General features: G+C 61.0%; 22 protein-coding genes. 17 read left to right on the top strand and 5 right to left on the bottom strand.

The window, feature by feature from the left end:
- Nucleotides 1-36 precede the first annotated feature (36 nt).
- The 8 genes from ASD70_RS05145 to ASD70_RS05110 all read left to right on the top strand — a co-directional run bounded on the left by ASD70_RS05145 (nt 37) and on the right by ASD70_RS05110 (nt 7,552).
- Entirely contained in the window at nt 37-678 is a 642-nt protein-coding gene (locus tag ASD70_RS05145) for a DUF1345 domain-containing protein (RefSeq protein WP_046067928.1), read from the top strand.
- Between the two features lie 74 nt (nt 679-752).
- On the top strand, nt 753-1,592 hold the full coding sequence (locus tag ASD70_RS05140) for an AraC family transcriptional regulator (protein ID WP_056845829.1): 840 nt from the start codon (nt 753-755) through the stop codon (nt 1,590-1,592).
- Between the two features lie 55 nt (nt 1,593-1,647).
- Nucleotides 1,648-2,247 (top strand): LysE family translocator, encoded by a 600-nt coding sequence (locus ASD70_RS05135; protein ID WP_056845828.1) that lies wholly within the window; start codon nt 1,648-1,650, stop codon nt 2,245-2,247.
- Between the two features lie 102 nt (nt 2,248-2,349).
- On the top strand, nt 2,350-3,402 hold the full coding sequence (locus ASD70_RS05130; protein WP_201783015.1) for a LacI family DNA-binding transcriptional regulator: 1,053 nt from the start codon (nt 2,350-2,352) through the stop codon (nt 3,400-3,402).
- Between the two features lie 121 nt (nt 3,403-3,523).
- Nucleotides 3,524-4,306 (top strand): sugar phosphate isomerase/epimerase family protein, encoded by a 783-nt coding sequence (locus ASD70_RS05125; RefSeq protein WP_046067924.1) that lies wholly within the window; start codon nt 3,524-3,526, stop codon nt 4,304-4,306.
- Nucleotides 4,299-5,240, top strand: coding sequence for a sugar kinase (locus ASD70_RS05120; protein ID WP_056845827.1), 942 nt, complete (start codon nt 4,299-4,301; stop codon nt 5,238-5,240). The genes ASD70_RS05125 and ASD70_RS05120 overlap by 8 nt, the downstream gene beginning before the upstream one ends.
- A 45-nt stretch (nt 5,241-5,285) precedes the next feature.
- Nucleotides 5,286-6,578: an MFS transporter gene (locus ASD70_RS05115; protein WP_046067923.1), complete on the top strand. Its 1,293-nt coding sequence runs from the start codon at nt 5,286-5,288 to the stop codon at nt 6,576-6,578.
- Nucleotides 6,575-7,552 (top strand): 2-hydroxyacid dehydrogenase, encoded by a 978-nt coding sequence (locus ASD70_RS05110; protein ID WP_046067922.1) that lies wholly within the window; start codon nt 6,575-6,577, stop codon nt 7,550-7,552. Before ASD70_RS05115 ends, ASD70_RS05110 begins: the two co-directional genes overlap by 4 nt.
- 51 nt (nt 7,553-7,603) lie before the next feature.
- On the opposite strand, the gene ASD70_RS05105 is transcribed toward ASD70_RS05110, so the two are convergent.
- Nucleotides 7,604-9,229, bottom strand: coding sequence for a methyl-accepting chemotaxis protein (locus tag ASD70_RS05105; protein ID WP_046067921.1), 1,626 nt, complete (start codon nt 9,227-9,229; stop codon nt 7,604-7,606).
- A 233-nt stretch (nt 9,230-9,462) separates the two neighbouring features.
- Here ASD70_RS05105 and ASD70_RS05100 point away from each other — a divergent pair, with 233 nt between their 5' ends.
- Nucleotides 9,463-10,893: a nucleobase:cation symporter-2 family protein gene (locus ASD70_RS05100; protein WP_043050714.1), complete on the top strand. Its 1,431-nt coding sequence runs from the start codon at nt 9,463-9,465 to the stop codon at nt 10,891-10,893.
- A 13-nt stretch (nt 10,894-10,906) separates the two neighbouring features.
- On the top strand, nt 10,907-11,368 hold the full coding sequence (locus ASD70_RS05095) for an LEA type 2 family protein (RefSeq protein ID WP_043050713.1): 462 nt from the start codon (nt 10,907-10,909) through the stop codon (nt 11,366-11,368).
- Nucleotides 11,369-11,534: 166 nt separating this feature from the next.
- Here ASD70_RS05095 and ASD70_RS05090 read toward each other — a convergent pair whose 3' ends face one another.
- On the bottom strand, nt 11,535-12,461 hold the full coding sequence (locus tag ASD70_RS05090; RefSeq protein WP_056845826.1) for a carbon-nitrogen hydrolase family protein: 927 nt from the start codon (nt 12,459-12,461) through the stop codon (nt 11,535-11,537).
- 90 nt (nt 12,462-12,551) lie between these two features.
- On the opposite strand from ASD70_RS05090, the gene ASD70_RS05085 reads away from it, so the two are divergent.
- A complete protein-coding gene (locus ASD70_RS05085) occupies nt 12,552-13,472 on the top strand; it encodes a LysR family transcriptional regulator (RefSeq protein ID WP_056845825.1) in 921 nt (306 codons plus the stop codon).
- Here ASD70_RS05085 and ASD70_RS05080 read toward each other — a convergent pair.
- Complete coding sequence (locus ASD70_RS05080) at nt 13,444-13,698, bottom strand: hypothetical protein (protein ID WP_003190904.1); 255 nt, start codon at nt 13,696-13,698, stop codon at nt 13,444-13,446. The two genes, ASD70_RS05085 and ASD70_RS05080, sit on opposite strands and share 29 nt — an antisense overlap.
- A 164-nt stretch (nt 13,699-13,862) precedes the next feature.
- Here ASD70_RS05080 and ASD70_RS05075 point away from each other — a divergent pair, with 164 nt between their 5' ends.
- Entirely contained in the window at nt 13,863-14,183 is a 321-nt protein-coding gene (locus ASD70_RS05075) for a DUF883 family protein (RefSeq protein WP_046072367.1), read from the top strand.
- 41 nt (nt 14,184-14,224) lie between these two features.
- On the opposite strand, the gene ASD70_RS05070 is transcribed toward ASD70_RS05075, so the two are convergent.
- Nucleotides 14,225-15,259 (bottom strand): Ldh family oxidoreductase, encoded by a 1,035-nt coding sequence (locus tag ASD70_RS05070; protein ID WP_046072366.1) that lies wholly within the window; start codon nt 15,257-15,259, stop codon nt 14,225-14,227.
- A 172-nt stretch (nt 15,260-15,431) separates the two neighbouring features.
- Here ASD70_RS05070 and ASD70_RS05065 point away from each other — a divergent pair, with 172 nt between their 5' ends.
- Entirely contained in the window at nt 15,432-20,570 is a 5,139-nt protein-coding gene (locus ASD70_RS05065; protein ID WP_056845824.1) for a dermonecrotic toxin domain-containing protein, read from the top strand.
- A gap of 20 nt (nt 20,571-20,590) precedes the next feature.
- Here the strand turns inward: ASD70_RS05065 and ASD70_RS05060 are convergent, their stop codons facing one another.
- Nucleotides 20,591-20,860: a PepSY domain-containing protein gene (locus ASD70_RS05060; RefSeq protein ID WP_056845823.1), complete on the bottom strand. Its 270-nt coding sequence runs from the start codon at nt 20,858-20,860 to the stop codon at nt 20,591-20,593.
- A gap of 152 nt (nt 20,861-21,012) precedes the next feature.
- On the opposite strand from ASD70_RS05060, the gene ASD70_RS05055 reads away from it, so the two are divergent.
- The 4 genes from ASD70_RS05055 to ASD70_RS05040 all read left to right on the top strand — a co-directional run bounded on the left by ASD70_RS05055 (nt 21,013) and on the right by ASD70_RS05040 (nt 24,133).
- Nucleotides 21,013-22,008, top strand: coding sequence for a FecR family protein (locus tag ASD70_RS05055; protein ID WP_056845822.1), 996 nt, complete (start codon nt 21,013-21,015; stop codon nt 22,006-22,008).
- 338 nt (nt 22,009-22,346) lie between these two features.
- Nucleotides 22,347-22,775, top strand: coding sequence for a hypothetical protein (locus ASD70_RS05050; RefSeq protein WP_420794068.1), 429 nt, complete (start codon nt 22,347-22,349; stop codon nt 22,773-22,775).
- On the top strand, nt 22,775-23,326 hold the full coding sequence (locus ASD70_RS05045; protein ID WP_056845820.1) for a hypothetical protein: 552 nt from the start codon (nt 22,775-22,777) through the stop codon (nt 23,324-23,326). The genes ASD70_RS05050 and ASD70_RS05045 overlap by 1 nt, the downstream gene beginning before the upstream one ends.
- Nucleotides 23,327-23,395: 69 nt before the next feature.
- Nucleotides 23,396-24,133: a hypothetical protein gene (locus ASD70_RS05040; protein WP_046072360.1), complete on the top strand. Its 738-nt coding sequence runs from the start codon at nt 23,396-23,398 to the stop codon at nt 24,131-24,133.
- Nucleotides 24,134-24,144: the final 11 nt, after the last annotated feature.

Raw genomic sequence — 24,144 nt, 5'->3', positions numbered from 1 at the left:
TACAGTCTGCTCAACTATCGCCAGCTGTGACCAACCATGCCCTTCCTCGCCCGCACCCACCCTCGCCTCTCATCCGCCGCCGTACTGGGCCTTGTCGTGGGCATTCTGGTACCGGCCGACACTCTCGCCAGCAAAATCCTGATCGGCTGGAACGCCGGAGTCTGGACCTACCTGGTATTGATGCTATGGCTGACCATTCGCGCCAAGGCCGAAGACGTCAAGCGCATCGCCGAAATCGAGGACGAGAACGCCGGCCTGGTGCTGTTCATGGTGTGCATCGCCGCCATCGCCAGCCTGGCGACCATTACCTTCGAACTGGTCGGCAGCAAGGACCTGGCCACCTCCGAGCGCCTGCTGCACTACGGCTTTACAGGGCTGACGGTGATCGGCTCATGGCTGCTGATCGGGGTGATTTTCAGCGTGCACTACGCCAGGCTCTATTACACTTGGCCGGGCAAGGAACCGGCGCTGCGCTTTGCCGAAGGCTTGCTCACCCCTAACTACTGGGACTTCTTGTATTTTTCCTTCACCATCGGTGTGGCGGTGCAAACCTCGGATGTCGGCGTCGCTACCCGTGGCCTGCGCAAGGTGGTGCTGGGGCAGTCGTTGATCGGGTTTCTATTCAATACCGCCATCCTGGGGTTTTCGATCAACATCGCCGCCGGGCTGTTCGGCTAGGGCTGCACAAACCTTCTAGACGCTCACACAACCGCCGAGCATGAATACGCTTAACTTTTCCATCTCGGTGGTTTATGGCCGCGCACAATTGGATCGATCTGTCCCAGGACGCCGACACCGGCATCGAGACGTTGCGTGCGCATTTCGAAGGCCACGCCTACGACCCCCATTGGCACGATAGCTACCTGATCGGCGTCACCGAACAAGGCGTGCAGCAGTTCAATTGCCGCCGCACCCGCCATAACAGTGTACCCGGCCAGGTGTTCCTACTGGAGCCCGGCGAGTTGCATGACGGCGACGCACCAACCGTAGATGGCTTCACCTATCACATGCTCTACCTCGACCCGCAATGGCTGGCGCGGGAAGTGAGTGCGGTATTTGAAGAGGCGCCTGCCAACAGCCAGTTGAGCTTTGCCGATACCTTGATCTGCGACCCACGCCTGGCGTTGGCCACCAGTCAAGCGTTCCAGTCGCTGCACAGCAGCGAATTGCGCATCGTGCGCCAGCGTGCGATGGACCAGTTGCTGGAGCTCATCACCGGCCAACTTTACTGGCGCACCCGTTATCATCCAGACCCGCGTCTGCCACAGGTGGCCCACAAGGCCCGGGAATATCTGCATGCACATCTGCATCACGACGTGGGTATGGATGAACTGGCGCGGGCCTGCAACGTCGACCGCTTCCGCCTGACCCGTGCCTTCAAGAGCGCCTTCGGCTTGGCGCCCCATGCTTATCTGGTGCAACTGCGCCTGGCGCGTGCCCGGCACTTGTTGGCTAAAGGCGAGCCGCCAGCGCAAGTGGCCACTCTGCTGGGCTTTGCCGACCAGAGCCACCTGGGCCGCTGGTTTATGCGCGCCTACGGCCTGACCCCGGCGGCCTATCGCAAGCGTTGCTCAAATCTTCCAGACAGGTAGCGCGTGGGTTTGTGAAGCTCGACTCCATCGATTGGTTCATCGGAGTCTCCCCGCCATGCAGTCCACCTTGTTCCCTTTCATGCTGTTTGCATTCGTCGCCTCCATTACCCCCGGGCCCACCAATATCCTGGTGCTGAGCAACAGCGCCCGATACGGTTTCAAGGCTGCGCTGCCGATCATTTTCGGTGCCTGCGCGGGAGCTGCGGGGATCGTGCTGCTGGTGGGCTGCGGGATCGGCCAGTCGCTGGTGCAAATGCCCAAGGTGCAAACCGCGATGCAATGGGTCGGCGTAGCCTGGCTGAGTGTCCTGGCCTGGCGAATCTTCAGCGCCCCGGCTCAAGCCATCCAGGCCGATGCCAGGCAGGAACCCTTGGGCCTGTCCGGTGCCGCGGCGCTGCAATTGGTCAACCCTAAGACCTGGGTGATGGCGCTGGCAGTGGTGAGCGTATTTGCGGGTACTGGCGCGCAACGCGAGAGCCAGGTGATGTACCTGTCTTTGGTGTTTTTTCTGATTTCACTTCCCTGCCTGGGTCTGTGGGCACTGCTGGGCTCGGGTTCAGCCCGGATACTGCGGTCGGCCCAAGCCATGCAATGGTTCAATCGCGCGATGGCGCTGGTGCTGCTAGCTGCAACCTGGGTGAGCGTGTTTCGCTGAACACCCGGTCATCCGGTCACGTCCTACAATTTCTTGACGACTTTCCTACTTTAATGGTTTCCTGAAACCGGTTTCAGTCATTCCAATAAGAACAGAAGGTCAATGGCCGTGAACAACTTTTCCGCTGCCCAGCGTAGCCGCGTGACCATGCTCGACGTCGCCGAGCGCGCTGGCGTGTCCAAGGCCAGCGTCTCGCGCTTCATCGGCGATGACCGTGCCCTGCTCTCCAATGCCATCGCCCTGCGTATCGAACAGGCTATCGACGAACTCGGCTATCGCCCCAACCAGATGGCCCGCGGCCTCAAGCGTGGGCGTACGCGCCTGATCGGTATGCTGGTAGCCGATATCCGCAACCCCTATTCCATTGCCGTGATGCACGGCGTCGAAACCGCCTGCCGCCAGCACGGTTACAGCCTGGTGGTGTGCAACACCGACCGCGATGACGAACAGGAGCGCCAGCACTTGGCGGCGCTGCGCTCGTACAACATCGAAGGGCTTATCGTGAACACCCTCGGCCACCACCTCGACCAACTGCTGGAACTGCAACGGGAAATGCCCCTGGTGCTGGTCGACCGCAAGGTCGAACTCTTGCACAGCGACTTGGTGGGCCTGGATAACCCGGCGGCGGTACGTATCGCGGTGGAACATCTTGAACAGCAGGGCTACCGCGATGTGCTGCTGGTGAGCGAGACCACCGATGGCACCAGCTCACGTTTGGAGCGCCTGGAGAGTTTCAAGGCCGAGATTGCCAGGCGCCCAGGCTTGACCGGTGCCGTGGTTGAGTTGGATGACGAACTGGAAAGCCGCCTGCAGACCTTTTTGGCCAAGCCCGGTCCCAAGGCGCTTTTTTGCGCCAACGGTGTTGCTGCGCTGGCCTGCACACGTGGGCTCAAGGCATTAGGCTGCGAGCTGTTCAACGATGTCGGCCTGATCGCCCTGGATGACCTGGATTGGTACCCGCTGGTGGGCAACGGCATCACCGCCCTCGCCCAGCCGACGCAAGCGATTGGCGCCAGTGCCTTCGATTGTTTGCTCAAGCGTCTGCGCGGCGATACCGCCCCCACGCGCACTCTGGATTTTTTACCCGAGTTGATTATCCGCGGCTCCACCGCCCTGTCCCTTTGTAGGAGCGAGCTTGCTCGCGAAAGTCGTTAACGATAACGCGCAGCGTCAGGATTAGCGCGGCGCCCTCGAGCTTTTCGCGAGCAAGCTCGCTCCTACAAGGGTTGTGTGTTTTTTTCAGAAAAAATGAAACCGGTTTCAGAGGTAAACAACAATGCATAAATACCCCGTCTCCATCAGCCTTTCCAGCTACGGCGCCGAGCTTGTGCGCCAGCAGGGCCAATTGAGTTTTGTCGCGCTGCTCAGCGCAGCCGGCGCCCAACGCATCGAATGGCGTGAAGAGCTGCTGACCAACGAACATCCCGCCACTTTGGCCCAGGCCGCCGCCGAGCAAGGCCTGAACAGCGTGTTTTCGTCGCCCCTGGAACTCTGGGTCGCCGGCCGGGCCCAGCCGAATGCCGAACTCGCCGCAACCCTGGACCGCGCCCAGGCGTTCGGGTCGGGCTGGCTGAAAGTCTCCCTCGGCTACTTCACCGACACCAACGATCTGGAAAGCCTGCACGCCCTGCTCAATCGCCACCCGGTCAAGCTGCTGGTGGAAAACGATCAGACCCTGCACGGTGGGCGCATCGAACCGATGCAGCGGTTTTTCACCGAAGTCGAACGCCTGGGCCTGCCGGTGAAGATGACTTTCGATATCGGCAACTGGCAGTGGCAGGACCAATCCGCGCTCACCGCCGCACGCCTGCTGGGCCGGCATGTGGATTACCTGCACTGCAAGGCCGTGGCCCGTCGCCCGGACGGCAAGCTGGTGGCCTTGCCGCCCGGCGCCACCGACCTGCATCTGTGGGAACAACTGCTCAAGCACATGACTCAAGGTATTACCCGGGCGGTGGAATTTCCGTTGCAGGGCGATGACTTGATCGAGGTCACCGCGCAGCAGGTCGCCACCCTCGCCCACCTTGGCCAACCCCGTGTGGAGAATGCCCATGTCTGAGATCGATATCCTGTCGTTTGGTGAAACCATGGCGATGTTTGTCGCTGAGCAGACCGGCGACCTGGCCCAGGTCGGGCAGTTCCACAAGCGTATTGCCGGTGCCGACAGCAATGTCGCCATTGGTTTGTCGCGCCTGGGGTTCAACATCGCCTGGCTGAGCCGGGTGGGTAACGACTCTCTCGGGCGTTTTGTGGTCGAGACGCTGAGCAAGGAGGGGCTCGATTGCCGTCATGTAGCAGTCGATCCACTGCACCCCACCGGTTTTCAACTCAAGTCCCGTGAAGAAGCGGGCGCAGATCCCCAGGTGGAGTACTTCCGCAGAGGCTCGGCGGCCAGTCATTTGTCCATCGCCGATATCAGCCCCGCACTGCTTCAAGCCCGTCATCTGCACGCCACCGGGATTCCACCGGCATTGTCGGATGCCACCCGTGAACTGTCCTTCGAGCTGATGACGCAGATGCGCAAGGCCGGACGCAGTGTGTCGTTCGACCCGAACTTGCGCCCCTCCCTGTGGGCCAGCCAGGCGCAGATGATCCGCGACATCAACGCCCTCGCCGGCCTGGCCGACTGGGTATTGCCCGGTCTGAGTGAGGGTCGCCTGCTCACCGGCTTCGACGACCCGGCCGACATCGCCGCGTTCTACCTCGATCAGGGCGCCGAAGCCGTGGCGATCAAGCTCGGCCCCGACGGCGCCTATTACCGCACCCACATGGACCAGGGCTTTGTCGCTGCCGTCAAGGTGGAAGCAGTGGTGGACACCGTCGGCGCCGGCGATGGTTTTGCCGTGGGCATGATCAGCGCCCTGCTGGAAAACTCAAGCTTCCCCGAGGCGGTGCAGCGCGGTAACTGGATCGGCAGCCGCGCCGTGCAGAGTCGTGGCGATATGGAAGGCTTGCCCAACCGCAGCGAACTGCCCACACGATCCGTAGCTTGACCCATTACCTGTTGCCACAACTACAACAAGCTCAGGAGCAACCCCATGGAAACCGTGAAACTCGCCACCCGCCGCTGGTGGTACATCATGCCCATCGTTTTTATCACCTACAGCCTGGCCTACCTGGACCGCGCCAACTACGGCTTTGCCGCCGCCTCCGGGATGGCCGAAGACCTGATGATCACGCCGGGCATGTCCTCGCTGCTCGGTGCACTGTTTTTTCTTGGCTACTTTTTCTTCCAGGTACCCGGGGCGATCTATGCGCAGAAGCGCAGCGTCAAGAAACTGATCTTCGTCAGCCTGATCCTCTGGGGCGGCCTGGCGACCCTGACCGGTGTAGTGTCCAACGCCTATATGCTGATCGCCATCCGCTTCATGCTCGGGGTGGTCGAAGCGGCGGTGATGCCGGCGATGCTGGTGTACCTGTGCCACTGGTTCACCCGTGCCGAACGCTCGCGGGCCAATACCTTCCTGATCCTCGGCAACCCGGTGACCATGCTGTGGATGTCGGTGGTCTCGGGCTACCTGGTGCAGCATTTCAGCTGGCGCTGGATGTTTATCATCGAGGGCCTGCCGGCGGTGTTGTGGGCGTTTATCTGGTGGAAACTGGCGGATGAAAAACCCGCCGATGCCAAGTGGCTCAGTGAACAGCATAAAAAAGACCTGGAAACCGCCCTCGCCGCCGAACAGGTGGGGATCAAGGCGGTGAAGAACTACGCCGAGGCCTTCCGTTCACCCAAGGTGATCATCCTCGCCCTGCAATTCTTCTGCTGGAGCATCGGCGTGTATGGCTTCGTGTTGTGGCTGCCATCGATCCTCAAGGCCGGTTTGCAGATGGACATGGTCGAAGCCGGCTGGCTCTCGGCGCTGCCTTACCTGGCGGCGGTGATCGGCATGCTCGTGGTGTCCTGGGGCTCGGACAAGCTGCAAAAGCGTAAGCGTTTTGTGTGGCCGCCGTTGCTGATCGCGTCCATCGCTTTCTACGCGTCCTACGTATTGGGCGCTGAACATTTCTGGTGGTCCTACACCCTGCTGGTGATCGCCGGGGCATGCATGTATGCACCCTACGGCCCGTTCTTCGCCATCGTCCCGGAAATCCTGCCGGCCAACGTCGCCGGTGGCGCCATGGCGCTGATCAACAGCATGGGCGCGCTGGGCTCGTTCGGCGGCTCGTATCTGGTGGGCTACCTCAACAGCAGCACCGGTTCGCCCGGCGCTTCGTACCTGTTGATGAGCGGCGCGCTGCTGCTGTCGGTGGTGCTGACGATTTTCCTCAAGCCCGGCGCCAGTGACCGCTCGCCGGCGCCAACCCTGGAGTTGAAGGTAAAAACCTCATGAAAAAGTCCGTTGTGTTGTACAAGAAACTCTCCGCGCCGCTGATGGCTCGCCTGCATGAGCAGGCCGAGGTCACGCTGATCGATGCACTGGATGAGACCGGCCTGGCCAAACTGCGCGATGCGCTGCCCGGCGCCCATGGCCTGTTGGGTGCAAGCCTGCGCCTGGACGCCCAGTTGCTCGACCTGGCACCCAAGCTGGAAGCAGTGGCCAGCGTTTCGGTCGGGGTCGACAACTACGACATCGATTACCTGACCCAACGCGGCATCCTGCTCAGCAACACCCCGGATGTGCTCACCGAAACCACCGCCGACACCGGCTTTGCGCTGATCCTGGCGACCGCCCGGCGTGTGGTCGAGTTGGCCGACATGGTGCGTGCCGGCCAGTGGAACAAGAACATCGGCCCGGCGCATTTTGGCAGCGATGTGCATGGCAAGACGCTGGGCATCATCGGCATGGGCCGCATCGGCGAAGCCTTGGCCCAGCGTGGGCATTTTGGCTTCGGCATGCCGGTGATCTACCACAGCCATTCGCCAAAGCCTGCGGTGGAGGCGCGCTTTGGCGCGCAGTACCGAAGCCTCCAGGACTTGCTCAAAGAGGCGGATTTTGTCTGCCTGACCCTGCCGTTGACCGCCGAAACCGAGAAGCTGATCGGCGCCGAAGAGTTCGCAGTGATGGGGCCGGAGACGATCTTTATCAATATTTCACGCGGCAAGGTGGTGAACGAGGCTGCGCTGGTCGAAGCGTTGCAGCAACGCACCATCCGGGCGGCGGGGTTGGATGTGTTCGAGAAAGAACCGCTCAGCCACGACTCGCCGTTGCTGCGCTTGAACAACGTGGTGGCGACGCCGCATATCGGCTCGGCCACCCATGAAACGCGCGAGGCGATGGCCAAGTGTGCGGTGGATAATCTGCTGCAGGCCTTGTCGGGTGAGCGGCCACAAAACCTGGTGAACGCGGCTGTCTGGAAACAGTGAACCCATGTGGGAGGGAGCCCACTCCCACATTCGACCGCGTTTCAAATCAGGTCAGATTACAAACCGCGCCACCATCCCATTCAAATCCACCGCCAACCTCGACAGCTCATGGCTGGCTGCGCTGGTCTGGTTGGCGCCCGCCGCCGACTGGGTGGCCAGGTCGCGGATGTTGACGAGGTTGCGGTCCACCTCGCGGGAGACCTGGGCCTGTTCTTCCGACGCGCTGGCAATCACCAGGTTGCGTTCGTTGATCAGGCTGATGGACTGGGTGATCTGCTCCAGGGCCACGCCGGCAGCACGGGCCATTTCCAGGGTGGCTTGGGTACGTTGATTGCTTTGCTGCATGGACTGCACAGCTTCACCGGTGCCGTTCTGGATGCCGGCGACCATCTTCTCGATTTCCTGGGTCGACTGCGCGGTGCGATGGGCCAGGGCCCGCACTTCATCGGCAACCACCGCAAAGCCACGCCCGGCCTCACCGGCGCGGGCGGCTTCAATCGCGGCGTTGAGCGCCAACAGGTTGGTCTGCTCGGCAATCGCCCGGATCACGTCGAGGACCTTGCCGATATCCCGACCTTGAGTCGCCAGGCCTTCGATCATCACGGCGGTGTTTTGCACATCCTGGGTCATGGTCTGGATCGCGCCGACGGTGTCCATCACGCGGTCGCGGCCATCGCGCGCCGCCTGGTTGGACTGCCCGGAGGCCTCGGAGGTGGAGACAGCATTACGCGCCACTTCTTCTACCGCTGCGGTCATCTCGTTAACCGCCGTGGCGGCCTGGTCGATCTCATTGTTCTGTTGCTGCAGGCCGCGGGAGGCTTCCTCGGTGACAGCGCTCAACTCTTCCGCCGCTGACGCCAGCTGCGTGGCCGAGCCGGCGATATGCTGGATGGTCTGGCGCAGGTTGGCCTGCATGCTCGACAAGGCACTGAGCAAGCGCGCAGGTTCATCCTTGCCATCGTCCGCGAAGGTTTTGCTGAGGTTGCCGGCGGCGATGGTCTCGGCAACTTCCACGGCTTTGCGCAATGGCGTGACGATGCTGCGGGTCAGCAGCCAGGCCAACAGCACCGTGAGCAATGCGGCCACCACCGACACCGCCACCACGCCGGTGATTGCGCCCTCATAACTTTGCCCAGCCGCCGCGTCAGCGGTCTTCGCATCGGCGGCGTTGAGGGCGATCAGCTTGTTCAACTGCTCGCCCATCTGGTCGGTGCCGTCCTTGATGCGACTGTTGATCAGCGTACGCATTTCATCGACCTTGCCTTGCTTGGACAGCACCAGCATGTCGGCCTGGGCCTTCAAGTAGTTATCCAGCGTCACGCTGAAGGTCTTGTACAACACTGCCTCTTGCTCGCCCATCGGCAACTGGACGTAATGGGCCTGGGCAGCCTTGACCTTGTCGGTCAGTACGCCGATGCGGGTTTCGGCTTCCTGCAGGGCAGCCGGTTCGCGATTGACCAACACCCGGAACGACAGGATGCGCATGCGCAGTACGTTTTCAGTGATGTTGCCCAGGGACGTCACGCTGGGCAGCTGGGTTGCGCTCATGTCCACGGAAGACTGCCGGATCTGCGTCATGCGGTTGACCGCAAACACCCCCAGGATGACCACCAACACTGCAATGAAGGCGAAACCGAGAAACGCTCGAGGGGCGATATTCAGATGACGAAGGGACATAGGGCTGCTCTCAGAAGTAGTGTTTGCGAGCATCCCTGCCGCGAAACGATCCGTCAGCGTCAACGCACTGGCCAGACCTTGGTCACCACTGTTGTGGTTTTAATGTGGGCCTATATTTACTATCGGCCGGGGCCGGGGTTTTGCGCAGGGTCTTTATTAATATTTTTTTACACTTCTGACGGCTGGCGGTTTCTGGCATTCTTCGCCTCCATTTTCCGACCCGAGCCATCATTTTGTCTGACGCTCAAGCCCCCCGCCCGCGCTATAAATCCGACCTGATCTATGGCCTGGAAGACCGCCCGCACTTCACCGCCGCGATATTTGCCGCCCTGCAGCACGTCTTGGCCAGTTTCGTCGGCATCATCACCCCGACCCTGATCGTCGGCGGCGTACTCGGCCTGGAAAGCGAGGTGCCGTACCTAGTGAGCATGGCGCTGTTCGTCTCGGGGCTCGGCACCTTCGTGCAGGCGCGTACATTCGGGCCGGTGGGCTCGGGCCTGTTGTGCCTGCAAGGCACCAGTTTTTCGTTCATCAGCGTGATTCTCAGCGCCGGCTTCATGGTCAAGGCCCGGGGCGGCGGCACCGATGAAATCCTGTCGACGATCTTTGGTATCTGCTTTTTCGCCGCGTTTATCGAGGTAGTGCTAAGCCAATTCATCGGCAAGCTGCGCAAGCTGATCACCCCGGTGGTCACCGGAACCATCATTACCCTGATGGGCCTGTCGCTGATCAAGGTGGCAGTCACCGACATGGCCGGTGGCTATGGCGCCGGCGACCTCGGCGCCGCGGGCAATATGGGCCTGGCGGCGCTGGTGCTGCTGACCATCGTGGTTCTCAACCGGTTCAGCAACCCGTTCCTGCGCCTGGGTTCGATCGTGATCGGCCTGAGCCTGGGTTTCTTCGTCGCGTGGTGGCTGGGCCGGGTCGACATGGCCGCCCTGCCCCAGGTGCCGTTGATCAGCGTGCCGGTGCCGTTCAAGTATGGTTTCTCGTTCGACTGGGTGGCGTTTATCCCGGTGGCGGTGATCTTCCTGATTTCGCCCCTGGAAGCCGCCGGTGACCTGACTGCCAACTCGATGATTTCCCAACAACCGGTCAAGGGCCCGCTGTATATCAAGCGCATCAAGTCCGGCCTGCTGGCCGACGGCCTCAACTCGGCGATGGCCGCCACCTTCAACAGCCTGCCGATGGTGACCTTCGCCCAGAACAACGGGGTGATCCAATTGACAGGCGTGGCCAGCCGCTACGTCGCCTATTTTATTGCCGGCCTGCTGGTGCTGCTGGGGCTGTTCCCGATGATCGGCGCGGTGCTGCAACTGATGCCCAAGCCGGTGCTGGGCGGCGCGACCCTGATCATGTTCGGCACCGTGGCAGTGGCCGGGATCAAGATCCTCGCCGAAGCCGGCCTGCATCGGCGCAATGTGCTGATCGTGGCAATCTCCCTGGGCATGGGCCTGGGCGTTGCCGCCGTACCGGAAGTACTGCGCGACCTGCCCAAGGCGCTGCACAACATCTTCGAGTCGCCCATCACCGTGGGTGCGTTCTGTGCAATCCTGCTGAACATTTTCCTGCCCGAAGAGTTCATAGAGCTGGAAGAAGATGAATTCGATCCGGAGTCTTCTACCCTCAAGGTCATGCAAGACCCCGACGTCACGAAACAATAGGAGCACCTTTCATATGCGCAAGCTCATGGTTCTATCGCTGTTGCTGCTGACCTTGAGCGCCTGCGCGCTGTTCCCCAACCGTGACCCGGTCAACATCAACGTAGTGGGCATCGAGCCGCTGCAAAGCCAGGACCTGGAAGTGCGCTTCGCGGTGAAGCTGCGGGTGCAGAACCCCAATGAAACCGCGATCGACTACAACGGCGTGGCCCTGGACCTGGAAGTCAATGGCCGACCGTTGGCCTCAGGCGTGAGTGACCAGGCCGGCAGCATCCCACGTTTCTCCGAGACGGTGCTGATGGTGCCGGTCAGCGTTTCGGCGTTTTCGGTGTTGCGCCAGACCCTGGGCCTGAGCCAGACCCAAAGCCTGAATAACCTGCCCTATGTACTGCGCGGAAAACTGGCGGGCGGGTTGTTCGGCACCATGCGCTTTGTAGAGCGTGGCACCCTGGATTTGCCCAATACCGCCACCTGGTGATGCGAGAAAGATCTGATCCAAATCCGCGAAATGCTGAAGATCAACTGTAGGAGCGAGCTTGCTCGCGAAAAACGTCAACGATAACGCGTGTTTCCTGAACAAACGCGGCGCCTATGGGTTTTTCGCGAGCAAGCTCGCTCCTACAAAAGCTTTGGTTTGACCCGGTTCAGTCAGTGATGAAGCGAACACCGGGCTGGGCGCGCTCGTCTACGGTCAGTTCAAAAATATCCGGCCGGGCGTAGTGCCCCGCCACGTCATAATCGTAGCGTGCCCGCACCAAGTCATCGGTATTGATCTGCGCCGTCAACAACCCCGCCTCTCCCAGCATCGGCCCGGCCAGAATGTCACCCATGGGCCCGACAATCACGCTGCCGCCGGCAATCAACGGGCGATCTGCGGGCCAGTTGGCAACCTCGACACCCGACGCCTCTGGCGATGCCTGCACCTGGCAAGCACTCACGACAAAACAGCGCCCTTCATGGGCGACATGGCGCATGCTCACCTGCCACATTTCGCGCTCGTCCACCGTGGGCGCACACCACACCTCCACCCCTTTGGCGTACATCGCGGTACGCAGCAGCGGCATCATGTTTTCCCAGCACACCGCGCCGCCGATACGTCCAACTGCCGCGTCGATCACCGGCAGCGTCGAGCCATCGCCTTTGCCCCAGATCAGCCGTTCGGTACCGGTCGGCATCAACTTGCGGTGCTTGGCGACCAGACCACTTGAGGGTTCGAAGTACAGCACAGTGCAATACAGCGTACTGCCACTGCGCTCAATCACCCCGAGCACCAGGCTGGCACCGGTACGCGCCGACAACCCGGCCAGCGCCTCGGTCTCCACACCCGGCACGTCGATGGCATTGGCAAAATACCGCGCAAACGCTTCACGCCCTTGGGGCAGGCGATAGCCCAACTGTGTACCGAAGCTTTCGCCCTTGGGGTAGCCGCCCAGCAACGCCTCGGGCATGACCACCAATTGCGCGCCACTGTGCAAAATCTCATCTTCAAAAGTCAGGATCTGCGCAAGGGTGTCAGCCTTGCCACTGGGCAAGGAACCGATTTGCAAGGCAGCGACGATAGAAACAGGCATCAGAATCACTCCGAAAGTGGGGGTTGCCCATTCTCCGGCCAGGCTCGATCATGAATAAAGCCCACTCCAGTGCTAAATGATATGAGCCAAATGAATATCGCCCAGGTTGACCTTAACCTGCTGAAAACCTTCGAAGCCCTGCACGACGAGTCCAGCGCCAGCCGCGCAGCGTTGCGCCTGGGGGTGACGCAATCGGCGATCAGTGCCGGCTTGCGGCGTTTGCGCGAGGTGTATGGCGACCCATTGTTCATCCGCACCGGCCGCGGCCTGGCGCCGACATTGCGCGCCAATCAGTTGAAACCGGTGATCAGCGAGGCACTGGATCGCTGCCGGCAGAGCCTGGCGATGATCAACCCGGATAACCTGCACTACGAGGGGCGCTCGGTGGTCCTGGGGCTGTCCGACGACTTCGAGATTGCCTACGGCCGTCGACTGATGGACGCCATCGCTCAGCGCCTGCCAAAACTGCGGGTAATCTTTCGCCAGACCCACAGCCAGATCGTCGCTGGCGCCCTGCTTGACCGCAACCTGGACCTGGCTGTCACCGCCGGCGGTTTTGCCGAGCGCAGGTTGAGTCGACAGGTACTGGGGGAAGGCGATTATCGCTGCCTGGTAGACCCGTCCAGCCTGGCGCCCGGCCAGCAACGTATCGACCTTGAGGAGTTCGTCGCACGGGAGCATGTGCTGGTGTCGTCGGGCGGCTTTATCGGCATTACCGACGAAGGCTTGGCGGCGCAGGGCTTGAGACGTCAGGTGTGCGCGTCCACCAGCCACTTCGCCGCGCTGCCGTACCTGCTCAAAGGCAGCGCGGCAGTGGCGACGATTCCCGGGCACGCGGCCCAGGCCATCGCGCAGATGACCGGCCTGCAGGTGTTGCCCTGCCCGTTGGCGCTGCCGCGTTACCCGGTGGAGCTGGGTTGGCGCACCCAGACCCAGCTTGATCCGCTGTTGCTCAAGGTGCGCGAGGCGGTTGTGGCGTGCTTTACTTCGCCGCCGCCATCAGCTTGTTGACCTCACTGCGCACCATGTTGGAAAACTCCGGCGGCGACATGCCGTCCAGTTCGGCACGCACCCATTCGGCCCACTTGCCCTTGCGCTTGGCGCGCTCGCCGAACAACCGCGCGGCTTCGCCCTTGGCCTTGCCCAGGTTGGTTTGCCACAGGTCATAGAGGCGGGACTTTTCATCTTCCAGCTCGGCGCGTTCGGCGAGGGTCTTGTTGGCGAGATTGAAGCTCATGTTAAGTTACCTGCTGCACAAATAGGTGACATCTTACACTGTAGGTCTAAAGTTCCCGATCCGGATTTTGCCGCAGATGAACGCCCGGGAAAATAACTGCAACTTTTGCCGCTGCCCGACACTCCATTGTTCACTGTCACATTCACCTGCAAGGAGTCACCCCAATGGCCCGCAAAACCGCCGCCCAAGCTGCCGAAGAACAAATCAAGGACCAAGCTTTCAGCGAATTGACCGCGCTGATCGAGGAGTCGGACAAACTGCTCAAGAACAGCGCATCCCTGGTGGGCGAAGAAGGTGAAACCCTGCGCGAGCAGGTCGCCATCAAGCTCAAGCAAGCCCTGGACTCGCTGTCCAGCGTGCGTGAACGCAGCAAGCCGGTGGTCGATGCCACCGAGACCTATATCGGTGGACACCCATGGCAGACCGTGGCGATTTCCGCCGGTTTCGGGCTGGTGGTCGGCCTGTTGCTGGGTCGCCGCAACTGACCCATGGCGTGGCAACGGCCCACCGCTGCCACGCCATTGTTTCAACTCGCCAGCTCGCGCAATTGCTGCAATACCTCCACCTCCAACATGATTCCCTCCTGCAACGATTTCGCCCGCGTGCGATGCCGCCGATCCCCCGGCAACCTCCTCAACCCTGCCGCATGCATCTGCCGCACCAGTTCCTGGCTGCGCTCGGCGAAGCCTTGCCCTGCCGTTTTGGCCGGATCGATCACGATCAGCAACTGGCCGGTCCAGGGTGTGCGGGCGCCAGGGTGGTTGGACCAATCAAACTCAAAGGAAAAATTGCCGCCAGTCAGGGCTGCCGCCAACAGTTCGACCATCATCGACAGTGCCGAGCCCTTGTGCCCTCCAAACGGCAACAACGCGCCGCCCTCAAGGATGGCCTTGGGGTCCTGGGTCGGCTGGCCCAGGCTGTCGACCCCGGTGCCCAGGGGCAAGCGCTCGCCCTTGCGTGCGGCAATCTGCACATCGCCATGGGCAATGGCGCTGGTGGCCAGGTCAAATACAATCGGCGGGCCATCGGCGCGGGGTGCGGCAAATGCAATGGGGTTGGTGCCGAACAGCGGCCGATCCGCGCCGTGGGGCACCACGCAGGTCATGCTGTTGACCACGCTCAGGGCCACCAGGCCTTCTTCGGCAAAGGGCTCCACGTCTGGCCACAGTGCGGCGAAATGGTGGGAATTGCGAATCGCCAGCAAGGCGATCCCGGCACTGCGGGCCTTCTCCACCAACAGGCTGCGCGCCGCCGCCAGGGCCGGTTGGGCGAAGCCGTTGTTGGCATCCACGCGTACAAACCCGGAGGCGACATCCTCGACCACCGGCACTGCCTTGCCGCTGACCCAGCCACTGCCGAGCGTCGAGACATACCCGGGAATACGGAACACCCCATGGCTATGGGCGCCATCGCGTTCGGCGCTGGCGCAATTGTGCGCGAGCACCAAAGCCACCTCGGGCGACGTGCCATGCCGAACAAATACCTGTTGCAGCAAGGTCACCAGCTCGGTGAACGGGATCGAGGTCGAAGCCGTGGCGACTGTCGGAGACTGTGCAGACATTTGAAGCTCCGTTTTTATGATTGGAAGGGGCAACGAATGGACAAATCCAGATCGTCGATTAAACACCACGCACAGCGCTCACTGTCAACTTGCCGCTTGGCTCAATAGTTACCCCCGCCCGGTACAAGGGCCTGACTACCCTGCGTTTCCGTATTCACGCTGGAGCCAGGCCATGACTCGCGTCACCCCACCGTATTTTTTCGACGAATTTTTGCAACCCGTCAATCGTTCGACACTGAGCGAGCGCGAGCGCGCCCTGGGGCTTACGGTCAAGGACCTGGAATGGCTACATGGCGTGTATTACGCCAGCGCTGCCAGCCGTCAGGATAGCCGCCTCCAAAGCCCCGCCATGCGTGTCGAAAAGCTGTTGCTCACGGTAGCGGGCAAAGCCGTGATCCCACTGGCCGGTGTGTTCCTGATGAGCCCCAGTCCGGACGGTAGCAAGGCCCTGCTGTATACCCCCTACGGCGGTATCCAAGTCTTTGACAGTCATGCCACGCTGCTCGCCGAGGTCAGCCAGGCACTGGCCGACCCGGTTCAGCGCGTCGAATTGCTCAGTTTCCTGTCGATCGCCCAGCGCAACAGCCTGCCGGTGGGCACGGCCATGACGCTGACAACCCTACTGGTCGAAGGTGCCGTCATGGCGGACCAGGAACAAACCCTGCAGGCCTGCCAGCAGGCCAACGTACACGCCATCCTGGCTCAGTTGCAGAAAACCCCGACCCTGTCCGGTATGCTCGACACCCTGCTCGGCATCATGGCCCATCCGTATTTCCCCGGCTTGGATCAACGGGATACGCGGGTCAATTGCTTTATGCAAAGCCCGACGGATGCCGACCGGCGCTGGATCGACCCGCTGCCGCTACGGGAAGCGCTCCTGCTGTTCTACGTGAAACACGCCTGGCCTACAGGGCAAACCCGCGAATTCTTCAACCCCAAGCATGTCACCACCGACTTCACCCCGACCCAGTTGCAACAAGACCGGGAACACTGGGAGCGCCTCGTAGAACAAACCTCCGGTACGCTGTCCAAACTGCTCGATAGCCTGCTGCAAACCTACTGGAACGAAGACATCGACGGTGGCACCTCGCGCCTGCAACTGTTTGCGCAAGTCATGGCCGACAAATTTCGCCTCGATATACTGCTCAAGCGCCAGGCCGGCATCCTTAGCTCCACCGATAGCCATATGCTCCAGGCCATGTTCCTAGACGACCAGGCCGCTCGCAGCGCCTACGCCGCCAACCTGAGCGTGGAAAAAGTGCGTATCTATGCGCCCTACCAGCACTACGTGGAATTGGCCAGCACCCTGATGCTGCACGAAAACCACGCTTATCTGTACACCCAATCCCGTGGCCTGCAGGTACTCCAAGACCTGGATGACCTCAAGGACACACTGTTGAGCATGCTCAAGGCCGCCGGACACGAAGATGAGCTGCTTAATTTCCTGTCCCTGGACGAACGCAACATCTTCATCGGCCTGGACCAGATAAACATTGCTGCGCGCCCCGTCACGGGGCATGTGTTTACCAGCATGATCGAAGACATTGCCGCCAAGCAGATCAGTAACATGAACCACGCCCTGGGCCTCTATCGCGCAAGCGCCGGCCAGGTGGACCTGGACGCCTTGCTCGATTACGCGTTGGACATCCGCACCATGCTCGACCATCGGCTGGTCGACCTGGAAACCAAGGGGCGCTGGACGGTCCATCCTGTGACCAGCGGTAATGGCCGCCCCTCCACGGTCCTGGCCGAGCGCGCCAAATTACATCTGCGCCGCCTGCAAGCTGCCCAAGAGGGGTTAAGCATTGAGCTCGCTAAGCACCCTACACTGCGCGGCATGGCAGCCGTGGCGCTGGACATGCAACTGCAAAAGCACCAGCTGGACCTCAAGGCCGATGAGGTCCACATCAACACCTACGCCTCCCGCGCCCAGCAGCGCGAGGAGCGTCCGGCGCTTTCGTCCCTGAGCATGGTTGAACACTTCATCCAGCGCCTGGCCCAGGAAAGCAGACCGCTGCCGGTGTCATCCAGGACGGGTTTCTACACAAAGCGCGACCAGGGTGTGGCCCAACAGCTCAATAACATAAGCCTCAAAAGCTTTAACGCCATCATCGAACAGGTGCTGAACGTGTTTGCCGGCCATGATATGCGTGAACTCCCGCGTCTGTTCCTGGAAAACACCCGCGATAAACATGCGCACTCGATGCTGCTGGGCCTGCGCAGCGAGGCTGAACTACGGCTGCTGGGGAAAACCCTGCCGACCGCTCCCCATGCCATTCTGGATACGGTGTTGCGCACCGACAGCCTGGTGCGCCTGACCCGCCATGGGATCAACGGTTTCCTCCCGGATGCCTACGCACTGACCTTGCAACAGGGCACGTACGATACGCTGCTGCCGTTGGCCAACCTGTTTGTAATCACCGAGCGTGGCGGCCTTGACCCCAGGCGCTCGGGCCAGGCGACTCTATGGACGCCCCGGCGCGGCCATGAGGTATTTGCCTCGGTCCCGGCCCTGCTCCAGGCCCTCACCAAGCGCCTGGAGCATCCGATCAAACGCCTCTCGCTGCTGGAGAACCTGCCGTTTTCCCAACGCGTGCCTCATCGGCAGTATCGCCTGGGGCCACTGCAACGTATTGACGAGAACCTGCTGGATGATCGTCTGAAAACTTACGGCAACTGCGTCATGGACGCGGTGGATCATCTGTTGGCAATGGACCTGCCCGCGCGCGCCGTGCAGGACCGCCTGGATGCGGTCCTGCAGACGCCTGCCCCAACCAACCTGGGGCGGGCCCAGGCGTTGGCCGAGGCCATGGTCAACCAGCAGGCCCTGCCCGTCTGGCTGGCAATGGCGCCAGCCGCGGAGCAGATCCACCACGCCGAACTGCTGGAGCAATATCACAACAGCGCCCCCGAGGAAGAAGACTACCTGCATGGCATTACGACCATCCGCGAGCATACCTTTTCCGCCCTGCTGGAGCTGCTCCAGGCACGCTTTCCCAAGCAGACCATCAGCCCTGATAACGTGCTGATTCCCGTACACCAGGCCCTCGATATCCACGACTACAATCTGACCGATTTTGCCTTGCGCCACTGGCCGGACCTGAACAGCCAGATTATTCGCCCGCGCTCACGTAGCGCCGAGCCCTTGCCCCCTACCCTGGATGCCAATGCGGTGATCCAGATGGTGCGGCAGTTGGACTTGAAATCGATCTACCAGAAGCACCTGCAAACTGCGCTGGACACCAGCACCGAGGCAGCCCGTGCACGCCGGCGTCGGTTCTGCCGGCAATTGCCTTGGCAGGTGTTGCAATATGCCCACGAGCAACGTCTGCAAGAACGCCTCTCGAGCGAGGCCCTGGGCCTGGTCCAGCAAGTGTTCGACATGCCTGATGGCCTGGCACGCGCGGCGCTGGAGGGCGCGTCTGCGCTGATCCGGCCCGTGGAATTGGTGGCGACCGCAGGCGCCACTGCCGCCAAGGTACTGGGCATGTACCTGATCGGTGCGCCCAGCAAAGAGGCCGGCCCTGTGGTGCTGTATGCCCCCTACAGCGAGCACCATGTGCTCAAGCAATACGCCAGCGAACAAGCGTTGCTGGATGAACTGGAGCGCCCGGGCGAGCTGCAGGACTGGGCCCTCCAGCACCTGGAGGATCCGCACCAGGCCATTTACCGTGGCTTGTGGCAGGACAATCGTCATCGCCCATCGGAAGTCCACCTTGCCTCGGCTCCGGTCATGGGTAACCTGCTGCATTACCTGTTCAGTGAAAACACGCTGATCCTGCTCAAGATGCTCGCCTGCCAGTTCAAAAAAGGCACCAAGCTGCTCTGGGACAAGGTCGTCGACCTACTCGGCAAGGGGATTCCCACGGCGGTGTACTTCATGGCGGGCAAACTCGCCTATCCGCTGGTGGTCTGGCGCAGCTACAAGCTGGTCAAGCGCTCGATGGAAGCGTTGCAACTGCACCAGTGGAAAGCCGCAATGAAGGACTTCATCCTGGCCGTGGTGCAAATGGCCTCGCTGTACAGTGAACTCGACGGCAGCGAAACCCCGCCGCCCGATGAGGCAGAGGTCGTCGACCTGCCGGAGGGCACACTGCCCACGGCCACCACCCTGGCCACCTTGGACCTCACCGCCACCTCACGTACGCGGTTGCAACAGTTCGAGGAACACGACATCGACCTGCAGGACCTTGAGCTGAACACCGCCTCCCATGTCTACAAGGACAAGACCAGCGCCAAAGACTATGTGCCACTGGGCGGCAAGGTGTATCCGCTGAAGAAAACCAAGGACCACTGGCGCCTGGGCGGCGACGATCAGCAAGGCCCTTACGTCGGCCGCAACGCCGAGGGGAGATGGGTGGTGGACCTGGCCATACACAAGCCGCGCTTCGGTCAAGCCTGGACGCGCCACAAAGTGCTGCGGGCCGAACGGCACGATATCAATATTGAAGCGCGGGGTATCAGGGCGATTGCCGCAGTGTCCAGCTGGAAAGCCCAGGCCATCGACGAAGCGCTGAATGTGGCGACCTACTATGCCGTTAACTGCAAGCGCAACATCCAGCACTTTGCAAACCTGCTCACGCCAGACAGCCGGGTCGGCCTGTTCTTGTGCGACCTGTTCGGCACCCTCAACCTGAGCCCAGACCAGGTCAGGAAAATCGAGCACATCGTCGACGGAATATTGGACGAGTTGAGTGACCCCACGTTGATCAGCGCTGACTCGATGCGTTTCGTCAGCGGCGCCAGCCTGGTGGATCCTACCAGTGAATACGCCATGGTGCTGGTCACTGACAGCGAACGCAAAGTGTATTTATTCGAGCGATTCTTTGATCCGAACATGTCGGATTACCTGGACAGGTTGAGCGTTCCCTTCGACATGTCGGCCCACGCCAGGGCCGCTACCCTGATCCATGAACTGACCCACCTGAGGTTCGAGACAGCAGATATTGCCTACCTGCGCAGCTTAGAGCCGTTTCGCGACCTGATCGACACCGCCAAGCCTGGCGCCCAGGCGGTGAAGACCCGCCAGGATGATTTGCAAACCACTGCCTTGTCCACATTGACGCCGGCCAGCGTATTGTTCAAGACGTGGGATGATGTTTCGAATACCTGGGAGGACTACGGTTTTTTCACTACCACCCACTACCTCAAGCGCAAAGTCCTGAGCACCACCGGTGCCAAGAACCTGATTGAAGCCAGGCAAATCTTTATGAGCAACGTTGACAAGCGCATTGACGTGATTCTATCCAACGCAGACTCAGTCACTTACCTGATAACGCATCTGGGGCGTATGCTTGATGTGGGGGCCTGAGCAGGCCCCCAGCGGGCAAATCAGTCTTTCTGGTCGCGCAGGACATTGCCGGAGGCGCCGTCGATACGGGCTTCATAGACAGTGCCGTCGGACTTGCGACCTTTGACTTCCCAGTAACCGTCGTTGTCGGCTTCAGCCGAATAGACCTCGACATACCCAGCCTTGGTCTTCGCCACTTCAATGGCCTTCTCGATAGTGATCCAGCCGGCGCCCGGCTTATCGGCCAGGGCGGCGCCAGCGCTGAGCAGCGCGGTGGTTGCACACAGGGCGACTAAGGTTTTCTTCAACATATTCGTACTCCATTGTGGGAATGCCGGACACTTGTCCTGATATTTTAGGTATTACCAAATAAGAATAAGTTCCAATTGATGTGCAATCGCCATGATGGCGGTTCTCGCCGCCTGCCTCGGGGGGTTAGAATGCGGCAAACCAGGATGAGTCAATGAGCGAAAAGCCCCTTTCAGACGCCGAATACGATGCGATCACCGACGCCGCCGCGCATTGGTGCATGCGCCTGCATGCCGCCGATTGCACGGCGAGCGAACGTCAGGCTTTTACGCAATGGCACGATGCTCATCCGCTGCACGCCTTCGAATATGCGGCCATGCTGGAGATCTGGGAGGTGGCCGATCACCTGCCCCGCCCCCCACCTGCCCCGACGGTGGCCCCCGTCAAGCCACGCAGCCGGTTACGCAACTACGCAGTGGCCGCAGCGGTCTGCCTTGGCGCATTGCCGCTTGCGGCCTTTACCGGCTGGGAAGCCGGTTGGTTGCCCAGTTCTTATGAACATTTCGAGGCAACCAATGGCCTGGAAAAAATCACTCTGGGCGATGGTAGCCAAGTGGAGTTGAACCTGGGCACCGAGCTGGTCTACAGCCACTACAAGGACCAGCGCCGGGTCACCTTGAAAAAGGGCGAAGCGTTCTTCAAGGTGACCCACGACCGCGAACACCCGTTTATCGTGCGGGCCGGCGAAGGCCAGGTGCGGGTAACCGGTACCCAGTTCAACGTCTGGGAATACGACGAACAGGTGCGGGTGATATTGCTGGAAGGCTCGGTGCAGGTTTCCAGCGACGCGGAGCACGCCAGTGTACCGCTGAGCCCAGGCATGCAGGCCAGCTTTCGCCAAGGTGACGACACCCCGCAAGTCGCCGCCATCAGCCCCGATGACAGCGCGCTGGCATGGCGCCACGGCAAGCTGGTGCTCGACAACCTGCCCCTGACGGATGCGCTGCCGCTGATCAACCGTTACCTGAAAACGCCGGTCATGCTCGCAGACGCCGGTACCGGCAAGATCCGCATCGGCGGCATCTACAATATCAATGAAGTCAGCAACCTCGTTCCCTCCCTGCCCAAGGTACTGCCGGTCTATCTGACCCAGAACCAGGACGGCAACCCCGTACTCAATTCCATCCCAGGTAAAACCCCCAAGGGTTGAGCCCTCATGCAGGAGTGGGTTCGCTCACGCCCGCAGTCTCAGTTTTGAAACACCTTCCGCCCCTGAATCGCCCGCATTGTGCGGATTCATCCATTTGTCATGGGCGGTGTTACATCGCTGAGACAGTGCGAGGTGAGGATGGGCCTGTCTCAAGCGCCGGGGGACTGTTTCAACGTTGAAACAGCGTTGCCATCACTTTGCCTGGCTTTAAACATAACCATCTGTAAATAAACAAAAAATCAAAAGCGGCACGGCTTCTGCTCTTTCCCTGACAACGCTGTTTAGGGTCAGCGTGAAGCATAAGGACTGCCGCCGTGAACACACTTGCTCAAGGTTCGATGACCGTACTGCTGGTCAGCTGTGTACTCAGTGCCGGTATCAGTATTCCGAGCTTTGCCGGTGACGGCGTTATCGTCACGGGTCGTAATGTGCAGGGGCATATGGTTGGCCGCCCGGCCTTCGGCCCCGACCCCTACCCCACTACCGCCAACGCCAACCCCAGCAAAGAGATCATCAACGCCCTGTCCGGCGAACTCAGCGACGCGGATATTGGCGGCATCAGCAGCGGCGCAAGCCTCGCCCGCTCCATCCAGCCCAATGCCAGTTTGTCTGGCCTTGGCACCACACAGCACGGCATGTCGACACTGGGCACTGGCGCAGCCGCCGGCCATGGTGCGGGCAACAGCATGGGCGGGCAGATCAGCGACTCGATCCAGCGCGGCATGGCGCCCTTGAACAACCTCGGCAACATGCTGGGGGGCAAGTGATGAATCGTGCCCTGTTGATGTTCGCCCTGCTGGGCAGCGCCTTGGCCATGGCCGACAACACCGCGGTGATCAACAACAGCGGCCAGCATTTCGAAGGGTTGATGTCGATCAACCAGGCGGCCGGCACTCAGCAGCAAAGCTCCAACAGCCGCGCCATGGCGTTCGGTGGCCAAGCCACCACCGTCGACATCCAGAACCTCAACGGCAAGGTCGACCCGGCCCTGAACGCCAAGGCGACGATCCAGGGCACCTCTTTTACCAATGGCAAAGGTGTACTGGGCGTCAACCAGTCGGCCGGGGCCAATAACCAATCGATCAATGCGCTGCGGATCAGCCTCAACCCTGGCCCGCAAAGCATCGATGACAGCGTCCTGTTGCAACAGAACACGACGACGCTGGCAACTGACTCAGGGCTCACCCCCACCACTGGCAGCCGCCAGGTCGTTACCAGCGACCAGGCCTTCACCGGCAGCCGAGGTGTGATTCAGGTGAACCAGAGTGCCGGGGTGGGGAACCGAGTGGCTAACACCCTGGGTATCACTATCAAGTAACCGCTTGGTAGACGTTAGTTAGACCGTACCAACACTTAACCCAACTAATTAGAAGCAAGGAGAAACACCATGAAACCTCAAATGGCGCTCAAACCACTGGTTTTCGCTCTCGCCGCGCTCATGGCTGCTGCTGCTCAAGCGGGTGGCTGGCATCCAACCCCTCAACCCACCGGCACTGTTGCCGCTGTCGTCACTGATGTCCAAAAAAGCGAACACAACAAATTCGACGACACCAACACCGAAAACAACGCCTCGGCCGATAACTCGGTCAACAGCAACAGCGGTAACGTCGGCGTCAACGCGCAATCGGGGTCCGGTAACCAGGCCGACAATGCCGGTGCCATCTCCAGTGCAAAAGGTGACTTTGCCACTGTGTTTGCGGTGATCGATGTAGATCAAGGCAGTTCAGGCAATAACTTCGTCAACAAAGGCACGCAAAACAACGCCTCTCTTGACGGTTCCATCACTGGTAACTCCGGCAACGTGGGTTACAACGGTCAGGCCGGGCAAGGCAACCAAGGTAAAAACAACCTGGCAATCACTACTGCCGATGGCAAGAACATCGCAGCGGCCTCCAACACCGAGCAAAACTCGCTCAACAACAGCTACCTCAATGCGGCCGCCAGCAGCCATGGTTATGGTGGCAAGCCGCAATACGTGTCCAACAACGCAAGCCTCGACAACTCGGTTAACCGCAACTCCGGCAACGTAGGCGTCAACCTGCAATCCGGTGCGGGCAACCAAGGCAGCAACAGCCTGGCGATCGGCCAAGGTTGCAGCGTCTGCAGCAGCAGCGTGCGCTTCTGATCCAACGGGGC

It is taken from the genome of Pseudomonas sp. Root569 (genome assembly GCF_001427465.1).
Taxonomy (GTDB): Bacteria; Pseudomonadota; Gammaproteobacteria; order Pseudomonadales; family Pseudomonadaceae; genus Aquipseudomonas; species Aquipseudomonas synxantha.
This window is presented reverse-complemented; position numbering and strand designations above follow the sequence as displayed.